Raw genomic sequence first — 19,043 nt, 5'->3', positions numbered from 1 at the left:
CCCAGCGCGCGGCCGCATAACAAACAGATGGAGCAGTTGCAGGCATGCATGCCTTCTCGATGATGTCGGACGGGTTCTTCCTGTCTTTGTCGTTGTGTCTCGACATCGGCCTCGTAAACGTCGCGATGATTTCGCTGGCGCTGTCGCACGGATTCAAGCCGGGCTTCTGGCTCGGCCTTGGCTCGTGCGTCGGCGACCTGATTTATGCGGCGCTTGCGCTAGCCGGCATGGCTGCGCTGCTGCAGTTCGAGTCGGTGCGCTGGGTCGTGTGGATCGGTGGCGCGGTTATCCTGCTGTTCCTTACCTGGAAGATGGCGCGCGAAGCGATGTTTCCGGCGTCGGCGCCGCCTGTCGCCGGCGAGGCGGACGCGAGTTCGCCGCATCTGTCCGCGTGGCGCGGGTTCCTTCGCGGGGTATTGCTCGCGGTGTCGTCGCCCTCGGCGATTCTGTGGTTCGCCGCAGTGGGGGGCGCACTGATCGCCAAAGCTGGCGCGACGAGCGCCAAAACCGCGCCCGTATTTCTCGGCGGTTTCTTTCTTGGCGGCTTGTGCTGGACGGTATTCATCTGCGGCCTCGGCAGCCACGGCCGCAAGCGCGCCGGCACCGGTTTGCTACGCGCGTGCCATGTGTTGTCCGCGCTGCTGTTCGCCTACTTCTCATACAGCGTGATCGTGAACGGTTACCGCGATCTGATTCTGCAAACGGCAGAGCGCTCGCCGGTTGCACAAGCGGCGAGCTAACATGCAACGGCCCGCCCCCTATTAACCTGGGCGGGCCGTCTTCCTACACGTGAAGCCGGCTTCACGCCGGAAAATGATCAGGCCAGGTACTGCGCGAGCTTCGCGAGATCGACGTTGCCGCCGCTCACTACCACACCCACGCGCTTGCCCTTCACTGGCAAGACGCCGTTCAGCACGGCCGCCGCCGCGAGGCAGCCGGTCGGCTCGACGACGATCTTCATGCGTTGCGCGAAAAAGCGCATGGTGTCGATCAACTGCTCGTCGGTGACGGTTTCGATCCGCGCAACGAGCTTGCGAATGATCGCGAAGGTGTAGTCGCCCAGATGCGTCGAGGCCGCCCCGTCGGCGATGGTGCGCGGCGTGTCGATATGCACGATCTCGCCGCGCGCAAGAGACTGCTGACCGTCGTTGCCCGCTTGCGGCTCCACGCCGATTACCGCGCAGTCCGGACTCAAGGCCGCCGCCGACAACGCGCTGCCGCCAATCAGCCCGCCACCGCCCAGACACACGAATAGCATGTCGAGCGGCCCCGTTTCGTCGATCAATTCCTTCACCGCCGTGCCCTGCCCCGCAACCACATGGGGATGATCGTATGGCGGAATCAGCGTCATGCCGCGCTCCTCGGCGAGCCTTCGGCCGATCTCCTCGCGGTTCTCCTTATAGCGGTCGTAGGTGATTACCTCGCCGCCATAGCCCTTGGTGGCGGCCACTTTGGCCGCAGGCGCGTCGTGCGGCATGATGATTGTCGCGCGGATGCCGGCGAGGCGCGCCGACAGCGCGATAGCCTGCGCGTGGTTGCCGGACGAATAGGTCAGCACGCCGGCCTTGCGCTGCTCCGCGTCGAAATGCGAGATCGCGTTGTAGGCGCCGCGAAACTTGAAGGCCCCCATCCGCTGAAAGTTCTCGCACTTGAAGAACACCGACGCTCCGGTGCGCTCGTTGAACGTGCTCGAGGTCAGAACCGGCGTGCGGTGCGCGACGCCCTCGAGTCGCGCTGCGGCGTCGAGCACGTCGTCGAACGTGGGAGCGGGGAGTGGGTGCATCGGCTGCATTGGCGGAGTTCTCCAGAGCGGTGGCGAAACAGCCATTCTCCCAGCTTCGCCGACGCTTTGAAACGTCCGCAACAACTCACACGATGCCGTAAAAACAAAACGGCGTAACGCGGCGATCAAGCCGGCGTTACGCCGTTCAGACTCTCTGCCCGCCTACAGCGACGCGTCAACCAGGTAGGTGTCGATCAAAACTCGTGGGTCAGGCAGAATTAGCGCCGATAGTAACCGTGGCCATAGCCACCACCGTAATAGCCGTGACGATAATAAGGTCGACCGTAACCGTAATACCCACCCACTACGACGGGCGGCGGCGCGTAGACCACAGGCGGCGGCGCATAGACGACGGGCGGCGGCGGCGAATAGTACACCGGCGGCGGCGGGGCATAGACAGGCGCGGCATAGACAGGATAAGCCGGCGCGACCGGTACCCCGATACCGATACCGACAGAGACGTGCGCCTGCGCGGTGGCGACAAACCCCACGCCGAGTGCGGCGGCAACGACGAACGGAACGATCTTCTTCACTTTTGTTCTCCTGGCGCGGCCCATTGAAGGTCGCCAACTCCGCATGCCATGCATGCTACGGAATCAATCTATCCAAAAAGCCCGCGCAACGCTGTTCGCATTTGTTGCAAATTGCAATACGCGAAAAGGTTTTGCGCTGTCGCGCAGAAAGTAGCGTCGCTTAAAGAGCGCGAAGGGCCTGAGGAATCAACGGATTAGGGCCCGCCGCGGTGGACACGATGGGGTCGCGAGGCAACGGCGAGTTAAACGGACGCCGGGTCGGTAATCTTTAATTACAAATTAGCTTCAATGCTGACGGCGCAGAGCAACGCCCAATAAAAAACCCGGCGCACAGACCGGGTTTTTAAAGCTACAAACGGGTGTCGGTCAGCCGACCTTCACGTACGCGAATTCGCGGGACACGTTAGGTGGCACGTACGCGGCGCTGATGCGCACGCGCGGGCTCAGACGCTTCTTCTGATCCCACCAGCGACGCCGCTGAGCGTGGGTCAAAAACCGCAAGTGCTTCCGGTAAGAAAAAATATTCATCGTAGCCTCCCCGAATCCGATTGCGAAATTGCGAAGCGAATACCCATAGACAGCCACAGCCGATCGGCCATGCGGAAATTGTGAGCAGTTTTCAAGCCCACGGGGCGCGCGCGACGCCATGACCGGCAGCTCGCGTCATATCGCAGGCAAACTCATCTGACGACCGTTGCACACGCTGTACGCCGGCCGATGCGCGATACTGCTTGTTCCCTTTCACGTCCCGTCTGGAGCACGTCGACATGTCCCACTCCCATTTGCCACGCCTCGGGTTTATCGGCGCGGGCCGGCTCGCGCGATGCCTCGCGCTGAGTTTCTCGCGCGCAGGCTATCCGGTGACGGCAGTGGCGAGCCGCACGCCCGCTTCCGCTAGTCGGCTCGCCAGTCAGATTCCCAACTGCGTGGCGCTCGATGATCCTCAGCAAGTCGTCGACGGCGCCGATGTTGTCTTTTTAGCCGTTCCCGACGACAGCATCGGTACGTCAGCGCACACACTGCGTTTCGCCGCCGATGCAGTCTATGGCAAGGCGCTCGTGCATTGCAGCGGCGCGTCGCCGGTCGAGTTGCTGGCGGGCGCGCGGGACCAGGGCGCGTCGATTGGGGGCTTTCACCCGCTCTACCTGTTCAGCGGCGAGCTGGCCGACCTCGACCGTATCGCCGGCTGTTCGGTGACGATCGAGGCCGACGGCGACCTGAAAGACACGCTGACGGCGTTGGCCGTCGCGCTCGGCTGCCATCCGTTGTCGATTCCGCCGGGCGGCCGCATGCTGTACCACGGCGCCGCGCACTATGCGGCGAGTTTCGCGCTCTGCAGCCTGGCTGAATGCGTCGCGCTGTGGCGCACGCTCGGTTTTGCCGAGGACGAAGCGTTACGCGCGCTGTTGCCGATGCTCGCGGGCACCATCCAGACCGCTCGCGACAAGGGACTGTCCAATGCGCTGGCGGGGCCGGTCTCGCGCGGCGACACCGGTGTCGTGCAGAAGCAGTTGGCGTTGATGGAAAGCCTCGGCGGCGATCACGCTGCGTTGTATGGTCTGCTGTCACGGCGCGCGGTCGAGCTGGCGCAACGCCGCGCCACGCCGCCTGCGGCAATCGCCGCAATCGCAGACGCGGTGGAAGATTCGTTGAGCCGCTCGCTGAATCAGGCGGCAGCAGGTGCAAGCGTCAAGTAAGCCGTGATAATGTGACGTCCGGCGCCGCGCGCAATCCGCCGGCGCCTCGCTTCGGGACCAACAGACGAGAACGCACAATGATCAAGGTCAGCATCCTCTATCCGTATCGGGAAAACGGCCACTTCGACGTGGACTATTACTGCGTCACCCACATGCCGCTCGCGGCGGAACTGTTCGGCCCGTCGCTGAAGGGCTGGTCCGTCGACGTAGGCATCAACGCGGGCCCGCCGGGTACGCCGCCGCCGTATGTGGCCGCAGGTCATTTCCTGTTCGACAGCACGGATGACTTCTACAAGGTCTTCAAGCCGGCATCCGAACGCCTGCTGGCCGACATTCCGAATTACACCGACGGCGGCAACGGCGCCATTCTCATCAGCGAAATCAAGGTTTCCGTGTGACTGGCCGCAGTTGATGCGGGGGCGGCTCCTCGTCCGACGTTGGAAATGCGCCCCTTGCACGACCCGTATCATCCGCTTTGCAATGCATGCGGCCGCGTCGGCGGCCGATGCCAGTTACTGACCCGCCGGTGCACGAGACCGAAGAGCGCCGGCGCCCATGCCGTTCCGCGGCTGTCATCAGAAGCATAAGGACACACGATGTTTGGCGATATCGCCCGTTTTCTGCTCAATACCGTCTTCACGCTATTCGGCGCGGCGTTGCTGCTGCGCGCCTGGCTGCAGGTCGTGCGCATGCCGCCGTACAACCCGGTCACGAACGCCGTGCTACAAGCGACGAACTGGATCGTTCTGCCGCTGCGCCGCATTCTGCCGAGCACGCGCAACGTCGACTGGGCGAGCCTCGTCGCGGCGCTGATCGCGGCGATCGTCTACGTCGTGCTGATGGTGGTCCTGACCGGCGCCGACCCGCTCACGCTGGTGCCGACGCTGCTGATCGTCGCGGTGCTGACCGTGATCAAGTGGGCGCTGAATCTGATCATCTGGATGACGATCCTGATGGCGCTGCTGTCGTGGCTGAATCCGCGTTCGCCAGCAATGCCGATCCTTTATCAACTGACCGCGCCGTTTCTGAATCCGCTGCGACGCGTCGTGCCGCATCTCGGAGGCATCGACCTCTCGCCGATTCTTCTTTTCGTGATCGTGCAGGTGCTGCTGATGGTGGTCACGCGCGCCGCCGTTCAGCTGACTTACTTCGTGATCTAAAGCGGAGCGGAATGCTGGACGATGTCGCCGCGCACAGCGCGGCATAAGGAAAGCGGCGACGCAGTTTGCGCTCGCTGCCCTTTCCCGAGTAAAATAGCGCGCTCTGCGGGCGTCGTATAATGGTAATACCCTAGCTTCCCAAGCTAGAGCCGTGGGTTCGATTCCCATCGCCCGCTCCAGATACTTTCCGGCAGTTTCGCAACCCGCTCGCAACTGCTTCGAAGAAAGTATCTGCATTCACCGCCCTCAGTTTCAGTCACGCGAAGCAAAACACGCCTGATACGTCAAATCCACTGATTGGCTTTCCATGCCAAACGGGCGGACGCCGCATTGTGATAGCGGCCGAGAATATAACGAATTCCGCCGCGGCATTCTTCCACTGCATTGCCAAAAGACTTGACGCCGTCCGGATTCAATTCATATTGCGACGGCAGCAATTGAAACAGCCCGCGCGCGCCGGATTTAGGACTGCGCAGATTCACCGCACCGCCCGATTCCTGCGCCATGAGCCACAGCAGGTCGTTGAATTGAGTCAGCGGCACACTTTCAACGGACATCGCTTCCCGAAGCGCATTCACGGAGGTAGCAGGAACACGCGCCGGCTTAATCGGGCGCCAGCCGGTTTTCGCTGGTTTTGCTTCGCGGTGATTGTGTGTGTGCTTACTCATAACGGTATTCGCGTAGTTTAATCGTTGGAAAGTGCCGGCTTACAGAACGATTAAATCATACAAGACCTGCACTGTTATTAAAACGTAATGTGCGCTGCCCGCGGACGCGACGAACCGCGCGCTGTCTGGACGCACCCTTTCGCGTTGTGCTACCTTACGCGCACTTGCAACACCGCTCCACCTTATTGCCGAGCCTTGGGCAAAAACCAGGCACGAGCCGCCTCTACGAAGGCGGCTTTTTTGTAGCGACGGCTAGCCCGCGCGGCGACTAATCGCAATCCGCTTGCCGACATGACAACCGGCTCGCGCTAACGCGGTGCGCCGCGTCGTTGTCAGCGAGCGCCAATTAGGGCCAACCCGCGCCGAGCAAGCCGCGAAGCCTTCATCCTTAGCAGCATCGACCATGATCCACGATCCCAACAACGCCGGCTTGCCCGACGACCTTCCGACGTCCTCCAATGAAACAGACGATGTCGCCGCCGACGACGCCGCGCCGCACGGCGAAGCCTTGCATCGCCGGCGCATTCGCAGCTTTGTCACGCGCGCCGGCCGGGTGTCGACCGGTCAGCGCCGCGCGATGGACGAACTCGGCCCGCGCTTCGTCGTTCCGTTTGCGCCGCAGCAGCCGGACTGGAACAGTGTATTCGGCCGTGAAGCGCCGCGCGTGCTGGAGATCGGCTTCGGCATGGGCGCGACCACCGCGGAAATCGCCTCGCACCGTCCGGCTGACGATTTTCTCGGCGTCGAAGTGCACGAACCGGGTGTCGGCGCATTGTTGAAGTTGATGGGCGAGCAGGCGCTGACCAACATCCGCATCATTCAGCACGACGCCGTGGAAGTGCTCGAACAGATGATCGCGCCGGACAGCCTCGACGGCGTGCACATCTTCTTTCCCGACCCGTGGCACAAGGCGCGCCATCACAAGCGTCGCCTGATTCAGCCAAAGTTCGTCGCGCTGCTCGCGTCGCGCCTGAAGCCCGGCGCCTATCTGCATTGCGCGACCGACTGGCAGAACTACGCCGAACAGATGCTTGAAGTGCTCAATGCCGAGCCGACGTTGCAAAACACCGTCGACGGCTATGCGCCGCGCCCCGAATATCGTCCGGTAACGAAGTTCGAGCGACGCGGCCTGCGCCTCGGCCACGGTGTGTGGGATCTCGTGTTCCGCAAACGCGAGGTCGCATAAACGCAGAGACGTTTGTCGTCAGAACATCGACCGCATAAACAAAAAGGTCCGCCAACTCGAGTGACGGACCTTTTTTCCCGGCCTGCGAAAAGCCGAGGAGACTTACTCCGTCCAGCTCAGCGCGCCGCTATAGCCCACTAGCAGGATCAGCAATCCAAAGCCGATGCGATACCACGCGAACGCCGTGAAATCGTGTCCGGCGATGTAGCGAAGCAACCAGCGCACGCACAGAAAGGCACTGATAAACGCCGCCACGAAGCCAAGCGCGAAAACGCCGAGCGCGTCGACGGACAGCAGATGCCAGTCCTTGTACAACTCGTAGGCCGTCGCGCCGAACATGATCGGGATCGCGAGGAAAAACGAAAACTCAGTGGCCACGCGCCGGTCGAGTCCGAACAACATCCCGCCGATGATTGTCGAGCCCGAGCGCGACGTGCCAGGGATCAACGCGAAACATTGAGCGAGGCCGACTTTGAGCGCATCCATCGCGCTCAGGTCGTCCACGCTGGTCACACGCGCAACCCTGGCTTGTCCGCCTTCGCGGGCTTGCGCGCGTTGACGCGCTTCTGCCCACAAGATGACGACGCCGCCCACCACCAGCGCGAACGCCACGGGCACCGGCGAAAACAGCGCAGCCTTGATCGACTTTTCCAGCAGCAGACCGAGCACGACCGCCGGAATGGTCGCGATGATCACGTTCAACGTAAAGCGCCGCGCTTCCGGACGGCTCGGCAGGCCGGTCACCACGCTGCCGATGCGGCGGCGAAACTCCCAGCACACCGCGAGAATCGCGCCGAGCTGAATGACGACGTCGAAGGTCTTAGCGTGTTCGTCGGTGAAGTTGAGGAGACTCCCCGCGACGATCAGGTGCCCTGTGCTCGACACCGGCAAAAATTCCGTCAAGCCTTCGACGACGCCCAGAATCAACGCCTTGCAAGCCAATAACCAGTCCATCCGTGCCCCTCATCGTTTTCGATTGTCGATTGTCGGAACTGGCACGGCCGGCACGACGACGCACGGCCCTGCCGGCCACGCGCAACGTCACTTCTCGACGATTTGCACGCGTATACCGTTTGTAAGGATGGTGATTGTACCGGGTTCGTAATTAACTCCGGCAAATTGAAGTTGTTCGGGCTTGAATGTGTAGATCGGGTAATTGCTCAGCAACTGCGTGGCGAGCACGGCGGCGGCGGCGTTGATCTGTTGCGTATAAGCCTGCGCCTCGCCGCTCACGCTGACGTTGTCGACATTGGGCGACTTCAGCACGACGGATTTGCTCGCGGCGTCGTAGGCGAGTTCGCTCGACAACGTGAAGACGCCGTCAACCGGCTGCGGCATGAACGGGCTCGCGAGGTGCGCATCGAGCTTCACCGAAATGCGGTTCGCGTCGGGCAGCAAGCCGACCACCGGATGGCTCAGCGCGACGTCGAATACTTGTGAGACAGTGCGTTGATAAGGGAACTTGCGCTGCACGGCGTCCTGCACTTGCTGCTGCGAGAACGTGTAATGAGACGGAATGAACGGGAAGATCGGCGTGGCGCAGGCCGTGAGCGAAACAACGCCAAGCGCGCCGGCACCTGCCAGCGCTGCGAGTAGAAAACGGCGCCTGGTGGGCGCGACAAGTCCAGTCATACACAATCTCCGATCAACCACAATTGAGAGCCTGCCTCGGTCCAGATACTTGCTTTATTCAACTTCCGGCCGAGTCTGCGCTTCGAGCAGCGTGAGCCATGCAAGCGCTCTTCCTCTGTCCGGCCCGCACATTTCCAGCTGAGGCTGCAGCCCCGAGCAGCATGCCGGCCGCTCGGGCCGGCCGAAGATCGCGCATCGCAAGTCTTCGCCTAATTGCACGCAGCGCACGCCCGCCGGCTTGCCGTTCGGCATGCCCGGAATGGGACTCGAAATTGACGGCGCGATGCAACACGCGCCGCAATCGGGGCGGCACGCATGATCTGCCACATCAAACGGAAAGTCGCGGTTCGTCACGCGATCGCGCACATCGCTCACTGCACATTGTCCTCAAATCGAAGAGCGGCGCATCGCCACCCGACCCGCATTGTGCCACTGCGTCGCGTGCGACCTTTTTACACAATCCGGCGCGAAACCGCTCACGTAAACTCGACTGACCCTCAAGGCCACGCTCGTGAGGCGCCGCAAGTTCCGTTCATCAACGCGGGAAACAGCGGAGTTCCCGCCTCTTTGCCGGTGGCCATCACAACGAGCCATTCATGACCACCGCCAATTCGCTGTTTCGCCCTGACCTGCTCGCCAGGTACAGCGCGAACGGCCCACGCTATACGTCCTATCCCACAGCCCTTCAGTTCCGCGACAACTTCTCGGTTGCCGACTATTTACGCGCCGCAGCGGACCCTGGCGCATCGGCCGCGGACCTCTCGCTGTACTTTCATATTCCGTTCTGCGACACGGTTTGCTTCTACTGCGGGTGCAACAAGATCGCGACGAAAAACCGCGCGCGCGCGCGCCCCTACCTCGAACAGTTAAAGCGCGAAATGGCCTTGCAGGCCGCGTGTTTCGATACGCGCCGGCCAGTATCGCAATTGCATCTGGGCGGCGGCACGCCCACGTTCATGTCGAACGATGAACTGGCCGAGTTGATGAGCGCGGCTCGCGAGCACTTCACCTTGCCGCCCGACGACGAAGCCGAATATTCGATCGAAGTCGATCCGCGCGAGGCTTCGCCCGAGACCATTGCGCATCTACGCAAGCTCGGCTTCAATCGCCTGAGTCTCGGCGTGCAGGACTTCGATCCGCTCGTGCAGCGCGCCATCAACCGCATTCAGCCGCTCGATATGACCGCCTCTGTCATGCAGGCCGCGAGGCATACAGGCTTTCATTCGATCGGCGTCGATCTGATCTACGGGCTGCCGCATCAAACGGTGGAAAGCTTCACTCGCACGCTCGATACGATGATCGAACTCACGCCTGATCGCCTCTCCGTGTTCGCGTATGCGCATATGCCGCGGCTTTTCAAAATGCAACGTCAGATGGACGCGGCCACGCTGCCCTCGCCTGCAATACGGCTCGCCATCTTGCAACGGGTGGTCGAGCGTCTGACAGCGGCGGGCTACGTCTACATCGGCATGGATCACTTCGCGCTGCCCACCGACGAACTGGCGCGCGCGCAGGCACAACGAACCTTGCACCGCAACTTCCAAGGCTACAGCACGCGTGCCGAATGCGATCTGATCGGCTTCGGCGCGTCGTCGATCGGCAAGGTCGGTGACGTCTACGCGCAGAATGCCAAAGACCTGCCCGCGTATGGCGCGGCGATCGACGCCGGCAAACTGGCAATTGCACGCGGTGTACGCCTCACCGCCGACGACCGTTTGCGCCGCGACATCATCACCCAGTTGATGTGCAATCTGGAATTGCGGTTCAACGAATTCGAAGCGCTGTACGGCATCCGCTTCGCCGATACGTTCGAGCCCGAACTCGACCGCTTGCGCGGCTTCGAGCGGGACGGCCTCGTGTCGCTGACCGAGCGCAAGCTGGAAGTGCAGACGGCCGGGCGCATGCTCGTGCGCAACATCGCAATGGTGTTCGACCGCTATCTCGGCCAACAGACGCTCGAACGTTTCTCGCGCACTGTTTGACGGCATGGCGGGCGGTGGCTGCAACCGGCTTGCCCGTCGTCGAATTTTCGGCCATAATCTGCGTCTTCGCCACGCGCCAGCATCTCGCGCGTGCGCTGCAAGACCTGCCCAGGTGGTGAAATTGGTAGACGCAGGGGACTCAAAATCCCCCGCCGCAAGGCGTGCCGGTTCGATTCCGGCCCTGGGCACCAAACATTTTCGTAGTCAGCACGAAATCAGCGGTAAATCAGCCGCAAGATGTATCGCAAACCCGCGCAAGCCGAACGCTTCGCGGGTTTTTGCTTTTCGGCGAGCACGGCTCTCGCCGTGCTCGCCTCGCCCTCCTAGCGTCCCACCACTCGCGCGGCAACATGCGCCGCCGCGCGACGCCGCTTGAACGCATAGCCCGCCCACATCACCACGAGCCATAACGGCACGAGCAGCACGGAAACCGACAGGCCAGGGGTCATCGCGAGAATCACGAGGATCAGCGCCATGAACGCGAGGCAGATCCAGTTGCTGACGGGAAACCAGAACGATTTGAAGACGAGTGTCTCGCCCGCTGCGACCATCGCCCGGCGCGACTTCAGATGCGTCAGGCTGATCAACGCCCAGTTCAGCACGAGTGCGGCGACGACGAGCGCCATCAGCAGGCCGAGCGCCTCGGCGGGAATCAGATAGTTGACGATCACGCAGGTGAACGTGGCCAGCGCCGATAAGCCGATCGCCATATACGGCACACCGCGCCGGTCGACCTTCATCAGTGCGCGCGGCGCATTGCCTTGTTCCGCGAGACCGTACAGCATGCGGCTATTCGCATAGACGCCGCTGTTGTACACAGACAGCGCCGCGGTCAGCACCACCACGTTCAGCACGTTGGCGGTCAGCGTCGAACCGATCTGCGAAAAGATCATCACGAACGGGCTGCCGCCGGCCGCGACTTCGTTCCACGGATACAGCGACAGCAGCACCGCGAGCGAGCAGATATAAAAAATCAGGATCCGGTAGATGACCTGATTAACGGCCTTCGGAATGCTCTTTTGCGGCTCGTCAGCTTCCGCTGCGGTGATGCCGATCAGCTCCAGCCCGCCGAACGAAAACATGATGACGGCGAGCATCGTGAAGAGTCCGTGGAACCCATGCGGGAAAAATCCGCCGTGGCTCCAGAGATTGCTAATCGACGCCTGCGGCCCGCCATGTCCGCTGACGAGCAGATAGCCGCCGAACAGGATCATGCCGATTACCGCCACGACCTTGATGATCGCGAACCAGAATTCCGTCTCGCCGTACGCTTTGACGTTCGCGAGGTTGATCGCGTTGATGCCCGCAAAGCAGACCAGCGCCGACACCCACGTCGGCACGCCGGGCCACCAGTAATGAACGTATGTGCCGACCGCCGTCAATTCGGCCATGCTGACGAGCACGTATAGCACCCAGTAGTTCCAGCCAGACAGAAAGCCGGGAAAGTCGCCCCAATACTTGTACGCGAAGTGGCTGAACGAGCCGGCCACAGGTTCCTGCGCGACCATTTCGCCCAACTGCCGCATGATCATGAACGCGATGACACCGCCAATTGCATAGCCGAGAATCATCGAAGGGCCCGCGGCCTGCAGTACGCTTGCCGACCCGAGGAAGAGTCCCGTGCCGATCGCGCCGCCCAATGCGATGAGCTGGATGTGGCGGTTCTTCAGCCCGCGTTTCAAGCCGTCTTGCTGTAGTGCATTGTCCAAATTGCGCCCCAGTGTATGGATTTCGATCGCCCGATCGGACTTGTGGTCCGTCCCGGCAGAACCGAAAATTTTACCTCGGCCGATATTGCCCAAATACTGGTACCAACCCGCGCTTTGTTTCGCACCGCACCGGCACAGGAGGAATAGCGATTGTCACTGCCGCGCCGCTTCTGTATGTTGCCGTAGTCGGTTTGATGCCTCAGGAGATGCAACATGTCGCCCAAACACCTGCTTTGCGCCGCCGTCATTTGTCTCGGTTTTGACAGTTTCGGCGTCTTTGCGCAAAACGTCGCACAGAACGCGGCGCCTGCGGCACCGGCCGCGGAGCGCACGCCCGAACCCACCCAGTCTGCCGAGCCGGTTGCTCCGCCGGCTGCCGAAGCCAGCCCATCTGCAGTGCCTTCCACCGCCTCCGGGGCGCCCGCTACAGCCTCGGCCGCCAAGCCCGCCATCGCGCCGATGACAGGGCCGGTGCGCAATGTCGTGCTGGTTCACGGCGCGTTCGTCGACGGTTCGAGCTGGAACGGCGTCGTCGCGAAATTGCAGCAGAAGGGCTATCACGTGAGTTCGGTGCAAAACCCGCTGACCTCGCTCGCCGACGACGTCGCCGCGACACGTCGTGTGCTTGCTCGCCAGGAAGGCCCGACGATGCTCGTCGGCCATTCATGGGGCGGCGTCGTGATTACCGAAGCGGGGGCGAATGCGCCGAACGTCGCGGGGCTCGTGTACATCGCGGCAATCGCACCCGATCTTCACGAGTCGACGATGGACCTGCTGAAGCGGGGCGCGCCCATGCCCTCGGGTCAGAGCATCGTCAAGGACGCGAGCGGTTTTCTGTGGCTGGACCGCAGTAAATACCACGCCGACTTCGCCGCCGACGTCCCCGAAAATCTGACGCGCGTGCTGTCGGCCGCGCAAGTACCGATCGCCGCCAAGGCCTTCGACGAAACGGTGAGCCAGGTCGCGTGGAAAGAGAAGCCGTCGTGGTACGTGGTGACGACAAAGGACCGCGCAGTGTCGCCGGACGTCGAGAGATTCATGGCCGAGCGGATGGGCGCGAAGATCGTGCCGATGGCGTCGAGCCATCTCGCGCCAGTGTCGCATGCGGGCGCGATTGCCGACGTGATAGACCGTGCCGCGCGCGAATTGAGCAGGCAGCAGTAGTCAAGCGGTTCAATTGCTCGCGGCGCGTACTGCAAAAGCTAACGCTATCGCAGCATGAACGACATCGCGGATAAACAGTTGAGCATGCGCACCGCGTGTTCAGCCGATGCCGCGCCAAAGCGCAATGTGACGGCATCGACACGCGTGATAGTCGGCCACTGGCAAAACAGATCGGCTAGCGCGCTCGTCTGCACGCGCAATTCGCACTCGACAGGCTTGGCTGCGCCGCGTGTAGCTTGCGAAGGGTGACCGTTGGCGACATGATGCTGCACCACCTCGCACGCAGCGCTTTCGATAGCCGCGCGAGCGCTTGCCGGCGACTGCGTGACGCCGCTCGCGTGTCCGGTCGCACTCTTCGTCACGACAAAGCGCGCGCCTGGAAAGCGCGGCGCGGTTTCGTTGGCGAAAACGTCGTCGCCGGATAAAAGCGCCACCTGTGCGCCATATTCTTCCGCCAGCGCGCCGTAAAGGCCCGCCTCGCCCACCTCTTCACCGTTCAGCGACACGCGGGCAAACGCGAAACTGTTGATCGTATGCGCGAGGATGCCACGCGTTTGCGACATTGCGTGATACCCAATCATGAAGACGAGCGCGGCGCCGTATTCCAGACCAGCCATCATGCCGAGCGTGCGCGGCTTGCCGAGCACCACCTGAGCTCGCGAGTCGAGCAGATCGGGCAGCAGATTGCGAAACCCGCCGTGCGAATCGTTGACCCACACTTGAGTCGCACCGCCGGCGAACGCACCTTCAATCGCCGCGTTCGCTTCGAGCGTCATCCAGCGGCGCGCGGCTTCGTATTCGCCGTTGCCCGAGCGCGTTTGTTCGGGATGAAACACGCCGGCAATCCCTTCGATGTCGGCGGAAATAAGGACTTTCATCAGGACTTTCTTTTCAGTAAATGCGCGAGGTCGGGAGCGCTCTCGCCCAGTGATAGACGCCTATGCCCATCGCGACCGGTCACGGACTCCGCGCTCCACAACGCATCGAGAATCGCCTGTTCGACGCTGTCGGCGCAGGCGCGAAAGAGCGGGTCCATGTGTTGATCGGCGAGCAGAGGTGCGAGCGCGATGAATTCGGCGATATGCGGCACCGTATAGGCCGTTGAAAAGGCGAGCGCAATATCGCCACTACCGTGACCATAGACGGAACCCGTGCGCGCAAGGCCCGCGGCCGCGCGCAAAGAAAGGCGCTTGAGTTGACGCGCGTCGAGCGGTGCATCGGTTGCGACGATCATGATGATCGAGCCTTGCTCGGGCTTCGCGATGTCCGCATGTTTGCCAGCCGATTCCGCCTCCGCTGCTGCCGCACGCCCGGCAAGAATCCGCCCGAGCGGAGTTCCGTCGACCGTCAGCATCGGCAAACGGCCGAAGTTGGCGAGCACGAGCGCGCCCACTGTGTATTCACGTTGACCGATCCGCACCACACGCGAAGCGTTGCCAATGCCGCCCTTCAGATCGAAGCACGACATGCCGCGCCCCGCTCCGACCGACCCGCTCGCAACGCTCGTACTCGCCGCGTCGTATGCCTTATTGAAGTGCTGCTCGCCGATGGCTAACGCCTGGATATCGTTCAGGTATCCGTCGTTGCATTCGAACACCAGCGGATTGACGGTCGGCCATTCGCGGCCAATGCCCGGATTGGCGCGTATGGCCGCGCGGATCTGCGCCTGCGCCACAGCGGCCACGCTGAAAGTATTGGTCAGCGCGATAGGCGTTTCGAGCGTGCCCAGTTCGTCGACCTGCACGAGGCCCACGCTTTTGCCAAAGCCATTGATTACCGACGCCGCCGCCGGCACCTTGTCGAGAAACGGATCACCCGCATGCGGACGAATCACGGTCACGCCGGTTTGTAGCGCGCCTTCATCGAGCGTGCAGTGTCCGACGCTCACGCCATGCACGTCGGCAATCGTGCCCAGCGGGCCGCACTGCAACTCGCCGATATGCGGCACATCCGGCAAATTGTGCAAACCCGGCAACTGCGTCGAACTCATGGGCGATCGAGCTTCGGATCGAGCGCATCGCGCAAGCCGTCGCCCAGCAGGTTGAACGCGAGCACGGTCAGGAAGATCGCCAGACTCGGAAACAGCGCGATATGCGGAGCGGTGACCATATCCGCGCGTGCTTCGTTGAGCATTGCGCCCCACTCGGGCGTTGGCGGTTGAGCGCCCAGTCCGAGAAACGACAGACTAGCGGCGGTGATGATCGACGTGCCGATACGCATCGTGAAGTACACGACCACCGACGAGATCGTGCCCGGCAAGATATGACGCACGATAATGGTCCAATCCGACGCGCCGATACTGCGCGCCGCTTCGATATACGTGAGCTGCTTGAGCATCAGCGTATTGCCGCGCACGAGGCGCGCGAAGGCTGGGATGCTGAAGATCGCCACCGCGCAGATCACGTTGATCATGCCGTTACCGAGAATCGCGACCACGCCGATTGCAAGCAGAATGCCGGGAAAAGCGAACAGCACGTCGGCCACGCGCATGGTGATGCGATCCCACCAGCCTTCGTAGTAGCCTGCGAGCAGCCCGAAGAAAGTGCCGATCACCGCGCCGATCGCTACAGACAGAAAGCCAGCTTCGAGTGAAATACGTGAGCCCGCGAGAATACGGCTGAAAATATCGCGGCCCAATGAATCGACGCCGAACCAGTGCGCGGCCGATGGCCCTGCGTTCAACGCGTCGTAGTCGAAGAAATTCTCAGGGTCGTAGGGCACGATATGCGGCGCGACAATCGCGACCACGACCAGCAGCAACACGAAAATGCCGGCCGCGAGCGCGACGTGCTGCTTGCGAAACTTGCGCCAGAACTCGCTCCAAGGCGTGCGGATCGCGCGCTCTGCGCCGGAAGGTTTGGCCGCATCCGGCCCGGTGGCTGTCGTGCTCATGCAGGCCTCACTTGAAACGGATGGTCGGATTGATCACGGCATACAGCACGTCGACGACCAGATTGATGACGATGAATTCGAGCGAGAACAGCAGCACCTCGGCCTGAATCACCGGATAGTCGCGCATCGACACCGCATCCACCAGCAAGCGCCCGAGGCCCGGCCAGTTGAACACGACCTCGACCACGATCGAGCCGCCGAGCAGAAAGCCGAATTGCAGACCCATCATCGTGACGACGGGGATCATTGCGTTACGCAGACAGTGTTTAACGATCACGAGCCGCTCGGGCACGCCCTTCGCTCGCGCGGTGCGCACGAAGTCCTCGTTCATCACTTCGACGAACGATGCGCGCGTGAAGCGCGCCATCACCGCCGCAACTGCCGCGCCGAGAGTGAGCGAAGGAAGTATGTAGCTCTGCCACGAGCCGTCGCCGACAATGGGCAGCCAGCCGAGCTTCACCGAGAAGATCTCCATCAGCAGCATGCCGAGCGCAAATGCGGGAAAGGAAATACCCGACACCGCGAGCGTCATGCCGAGCCGGTCAGGCCAGCGGTTACGCCACACCGCCGACACGATGCCGATGCCCATGCCCATCACGACCGCCCACACCATGCTTGCGAGCGTGAGCAGCAGCGTCGGCATGAAACGCTCGCCGATCTCCTGGCTAACGGGCCGCTTGCTGCGCGTGGACGTGCCGAAATCGCCGTGCGCGATCTTCACGAAGAAGTGCGCGAACTGCTGCGGCATCGGCTTGTCGAGTCCGAGGTCGGCGCGCACCAGTGCGACGGTCGCTTCGTCGGCATCGGGACCGGCGGCGAGCCGCGCCGGATCGCCCGGCAACAGATGCACGAACAGAAAGACCAGCACCGCGACGATAAAGAGCGTCGGCAGCAGGCCAAAGAGACGTTTGACGAGGAAGTTCAGCATTGAAGCTCAATCCGGCAATGAAGCAGGCAACGAGGTGTCATGTAGGACCGCGATACGGGAGCGCGGCACTGCGTGTCCTGATGCAACACGCAGCGCCGCACGGTCAAATCATCACTTGACCGCGATCTCGTCGAAATTGAACGAGCCGTCCGGCGCGACATATGCACCCGACAGACGCTTGCTGCGCGCATACACGACCTTTTCCTTGACGAGGAAAATCCACGGCGCGTCGGCCCAGATGCGTTTTTGCGCGTCCGTGTAAAGCGCGGCCTTCTGCGTGCGATCCGTGGTTTCGAGCGCCTGCTTCAGGTCGCCGTCGACCGTATCGTTCTTGTAGTAAGCGGTATTGACCATCTTCGGCGGGAACGAGACCGACGCGAGCAGCGGCGTGATCGCCCAGTCGGCTTCGCCTGTGGACGACGACCAGCCCGCGTAGTACATGCGCACCGGCGCGGTCGCCGCGTCTTGCGCGCTTTCCACCTTGGCTACGCGCTGGCCGGCTTCGAGCGCCTCGACCTGCGCCTTGATGCCGACTTGCGCCAGTTGCTGCTGCACGAACTGGATGACCTTCTGCGCGGTCGAGTAGTTATACGCCGACCACAGCGTGGTTTCGAAACCGTTCGGATAGCCCGCTTCCTTCAGCAACGCGCGAGCCTTCGCGGGATCGTACGGCCAGGGCCCGAGCTTCACCGCGTAGTCCACACCTTGCGGCACGACGCCGTCGGCAGGCGTTGCATATCCGGCGAACACGACCTTGGTCAGCGCCTCCTTGTTGACCGCGTAGTTCAGCGCCTCGCGCACCTTCGGATTGTCAAACGGCTTCTGATTCACGTTCAGGCTGATGTAGCGCTGAATGATCGACGGCGACGCGATCAGATCGACCTTCGGGCTCGACTGTAATTGCCCGGCCTGCTCGAACGGCACCTGAAACGCGAAGTCGGCTTCGCCCGTGCGCATCAATGCGGCGCGGGTGTTGTTGTCGACCACCGGCTTCCAGTCGATCGCATCGACCTTCGGATAGCCCTTCTTCCAGTAGCCGCCGAACTTCTTCACCGTCAGGTCCCCTGCCGGGTCCCACTTCACGAGTTCGAACGGGCCCGTGCCGACCGGATGGAACGCAATGTCCTTGCCGTACTTCTTCAGCGCGTCCGGCGAAATCATCACCGCCGACGGATGCGCAAGCACGTTCACGAAGGCCGAGAACGGCGCCTTCAGCGTGATCTTCACCGTGTACGGGTCGACCACTTCCGTCTTCTCGATGCGGTTGAACATGTTGTAACGCTTCAGCTTGTTCGCCGGATCCGTCACGCGGTCGAAGTTGGCCTTGACTGCGGCGGCATTGAAGTCGGTACCGTCCTGGAACTTCACGCCATGGCGCAGCTTGAAGGTGTAGACGCGCGCGTCCGCGCTCGCTTCGTAGCTATCGGCGAGCACGTTGACGAGCTTCATGTCCTTATCGAAGCCGAAAAGCCCCTGGTAGAACGACTTCGCAACGGCTTGCGACAGCGTGTCATTCGCATCGTACGGATCGAGCGTGGTGAAAGTGGACGCGACGGCCATCACCGCGGTGGTTTCGGCGTGCGCCAAATTGCCCGCGAGCATCGCGAACATTACCGCGCCGCCGCTGATCAGCGCGCGCAAACGGAACGTGGAAGACGGGACCGGCAGGTTCATGAGTTGGCTCCAGGCTGCGAAAATAAAATGGTTTA

The 19,043-nt window shown here is 62.2% G+C and carries 20 protein-coding genes and 2 tRNA genes; 9 read left to right on the top strand and 13 right to left on the bottom strand.

Annotation, left to right across the window (positions count from 1 at the left end; genetic code table 11):
• Positions 1-44: 44 nt before the first annotated feature.
• Positions 45-740: a LysE family translocator gene (locus BCA01S_RS07130; RefSeq protein ID WP_020069072.1), complete on the top strand. Its 696-nt coding sequence runs from the start codon at positions 45-47 to the stop codon at positions 738-740.
• A gap of 77 nt (positions 741-817) precedes the next feature.
• Here BCA01S_RS07130 and BCA01S_RS07125 read toward each other — a convergent pair whose 3' ends face one another.
• The 3 genes from BCA01S_RS07125 to BCA01S_RS38435 all read right to left on the bottom strand — a co-directional run bounded on the left by BCA01S_RS07125 (position 818) and on the right by BCA01S_RS38435 (position 2,844).
• Positions 818-1,783, bottom strand: coding sequence for a threo-3-hydroxy-L-aspartate ammonia-lyase (locus BCA01S_RS07125; RefSeq protein WP_027776337.1), 966 nt, complete (start codon positions 1,781-1,783; stop codon positions 818-820).
• 218 nt (positions 1,784-2,001) lie between these two features.
• Positions 2,002-2,316 (bottom strand): hypothetical protein, encoded by a 315-nt coding sequence (locus BCA01S_RS07120; protein ID WP_027776336.1) that lies wholly within the window; start codon positions 2,314-2,316, stop codon positions 2,002-2,004.
• Positions 2,317-2,682: 366 nt separating this feature from the next.
• Positions 2,683-2,844, bottom strand: coding sequence for a hypothetical protein (locus BCA01S_RS38435; protein WP_164701921.1), 162 nt, complete (start codon positions 2,842-2,844; stop codon positions 2,683-2,685).
• A 239-nt stretch (positions 2,845-3,083) separates the two neighbouring features.
• Between BCA01S_RS38435 and BCA01S_RS07110 the strand changes: the two genes are divergently transcribed.
• From BCA01S_RS07110 to BCA01S_RS07095, 4 genes are all read left to right on the top strand, one after another.
• Positions 3,084-4,013 (top strand): Rossmann-like and DUF2520 domain-containing protein, encoded by a 930-nt coding sequence (locus BCA01S_RS07110; RefSeq protein ID WP_027776335.1) that lies wholly within the window; start codon positions 3,084-3,086, stop codon positions 4,011-4,013.
• 77 nt (positions 4,014-4,090) lie between these two features.
• The gene (locus tag BCA01S_RS07105; protein ID WP_020069078.1) at positions 4,091-4,411 is read left to right on the top strand and encodes an EthD family reductase; all 321 of its coding nucleotides are present in this window, start codon (positions 4,091-4,093) and stop codon (positions 4,409-4,411) included.
• A gap of 198 nt (positions 4,412-4,609) precedes the next feature.
• Entirely contained in the window at positions 4,610-5,173 is a 564-nt protein-coding gene (locus BCA01S_RS07100) for a YggT family protein (RefSeq protein WP_027776334.1), read from the top strand.
• 105 nt (positions 5,174-5,278) lie between these two features.
• A tRNA-Gly gene (locus BCA01S_RS07095) sits at positions 5,279-5,352 on the top strand.
• 105 nt (positions 5,353-5,457) lie between these two features.
• On the opposite strand, the gene BCA01S_RS07090 is transcribed toward BCA01S_RS07095, so the two are convergent.
• Positions 5,458-5,841 (bottom strand): aggregation-promoting factor C-terminal-like domain-containing protein, encoded by a 384-nt coding sequence (locus BCA01S_RS07090; RefSeq protein ID WP_027776333.1) that lies wholly within the window; start codon positions 5,839-5,841, stop codon positions 5,458-5,460.
• Positions 5,842-6,244: 403 nt separating this feature from the next.
• On the opposite strand from BCA01S_RS07090, the gene trmB reads away from it, so the two are divergent.
• Complete coding sequence (gene trmB, locus BCA01S_RS07085; protein ID WP_027776332.1) at positions 6,245-7,027, top strand: tRNA (guanosine(46)-N7)-methyltransferase TrmB; 783 nt, start codon at positions 6,245-6,247, stop codon at positions 7,025-7,027.
• A 102-nt stretch (positions 7,028-7,129) separates the two neighbouring features.
• On the opposite strand, the gene BCA01S_RS07080 is transcribed toward trmB, so the two are convergent.
• The 3 genes from BCA01S_RS07080 to BCA01S_RS07070 form a co-directional block, all read right to left on the bottom strand.
• Entirely contained in the window at positions 7,130-7,981 is an 852-nt protein-coding gene (locus BCA01S_RS07080; protein ID WP_027776331.1) for an undecaprenyl-diphosphate phosphatase, read from the bottom strand.
• Between the two features lie 87 nt (positions 7,982-8,068).
• A complete protein-coding gene (locus tag BCA01S_RS07075) occupies positions 8,069-8,659 on the bottom strand; it encodes a DUF1439 domain-containing protein (protein ID WP_027776330.1) in 591 nt (196 codons plus the stop codon).
• A gap of 54 nt (positions 8,660-8,713) precedes the next feature.
• The gene (locus BCA01S_RS07070) at positions 8,714-9,034 is read right to left on the bottom strand and encodes a YkgJ family cysteine cluster protein (RefSeq protein ID WP_084166814.1); all 321 of its coding nucleotides are present in this window, start codon (positions 9,032-9,034) and stop codon (positions 8,714-8,716) included.
• 221 nt (positions 9,035-9,255) lie between these two features.
• Between BCA01S_RS07070 and hemN the strand changes: the two genes are divergently transcribed.
• A complete protein-coding gene (hemN, locus tag BCA01S_RS07065; protein WP_027776328.1) occupies positions 9,256-10,641 on the top strand; it encodes an oxygen-independent coproporphyrinogen III oxidase in 1,386 nt (461 codons plus the stop codon).
• Between the two features lie 106 nt (positions 10,642-10,747).
• Positions 10,748-10,832 (top strand) — tRNA-Leu (locus BCA01S_RS07055).
• Positions 10,833-10,964: 132 nt separating this feature from the next.
• Here BCA01S_RS07055 and BCA01S_RS07045 read toward each other — a convergent pair.
• The gene (locus BCA01S_RS07045; RefSeq protein WP_027776327.1) at positions 10,965-12,350 is read right to left on the bottom strand and encodes an amino acid permease; all 1,386 of its coding nucleotides are present in this window, start codon (positions 12,348-12,350) and stop codon (positions 10,965-10,967) included.
• Between the two features lie 213 nt (positions 12,351-12,563).
• On the opposite strand from BCA01S_RS07045, the gene BCA01S_RS07040 reads away from it, so the two are divergent.
• Positions 12,564-13,514: an alpha/beta fold hydrolase gene (locus BCA01S_RS07040; protein ID WP_027776326.1), complete on the top strand. Its 951-nt coding sequence runs from the start codon at positions 12,564-12,566 to the stop codon at positions 13,512-13,514.
• 44 nt (positions 13,515-13,558) lie between these two features.
• Here the strand turns inward: BCA01S_RS07040 and BCA01S_RS07035 are convergent, their stop codons facing one another.
• From BCA01S_RS07035 to gsiB, 5 genes are all read right to left on the bottom strand, one after another.
• Positions 13,559-14,392: a M55 family metallopeptidase gene (locus tag BCA01S_RS07035; RefSeq protein WP_027776325.1), complete on the bottom strand. Its 834-nt coding sequence runs from the start codon at positions 14,390-14,392 to the stop codon at positions 13,559-13,561.
• On the bottom strand, positions 14,392-15,504 hold the full coding sequence (locus BCA01S_RS07030) for a DmpA family aminopeptidase (RefSeq protein ID WP_027776324.1): 1,113 nt from the start codon (positions 15,502-15,504) through the stop codon (positions 14,392-14,394). Before BCA01S_RS07030 ends, BCA01S_RS07035 begins: the two co-directional genes overlap by 1 nt.
• Complete coding sequence (gene gsiD, locus BCA01S_RS07025; RefSeq protein WP_027776323.1) at positions 15,501-16,406, bottom strand: glutathione ABC transporter permease GsiD; 906 nt, start codon at positions 16,404-16,406, stop codon at positions 15,501-15,503. Before gsiD ends, BCA01S_RS07030 begins: the two co-directional genes overlap by 4 nt.
• 7 nt (positions 16,407-16,413) lie before the next feature.
• Complete coding sequence (gene gsiC / locus BCA01S_RS07020; protein ID WP_027776322.1) at positions 16,414-17,334, bottom strand: glutathione ABC transporter permease GsiC; 921 nt, start codon at positions 17,332-17,334, stop codon at positions 16,414-16,416.
• 111 nt (positions 17,335-17,445) lie between these two features.
• Positions 17,446-19,008 (bottom strand): glutathione ABC transporter substrate-binding protein GsiB, encoded by a 1,563-nt coding sequence (gsiB, locus tag BCA01S_RS07015; RefSeq protein ID WP_042318200.1) that lies wholly within the window; start codon positions 19,006-19,008, stop codon positions 17,446-17,448.
• Positions 19,009-19,043 lie beyond the last annotated feature (35 nt).

Source organism: Paraburkholderia caledonica NBRC 102488 (assembly GCF_000685095.1).
Taxonomy (GTDB): Bacteria; Pseudomonadota; Gammaproteobacteria; order Burkholderiales; family Burkholderiaceae; genus Paraburkholderia; species Paraburkholderia caledonica.
This window is presented reverse-complemented; position numbering and strand designations above follow the sequence as displayed.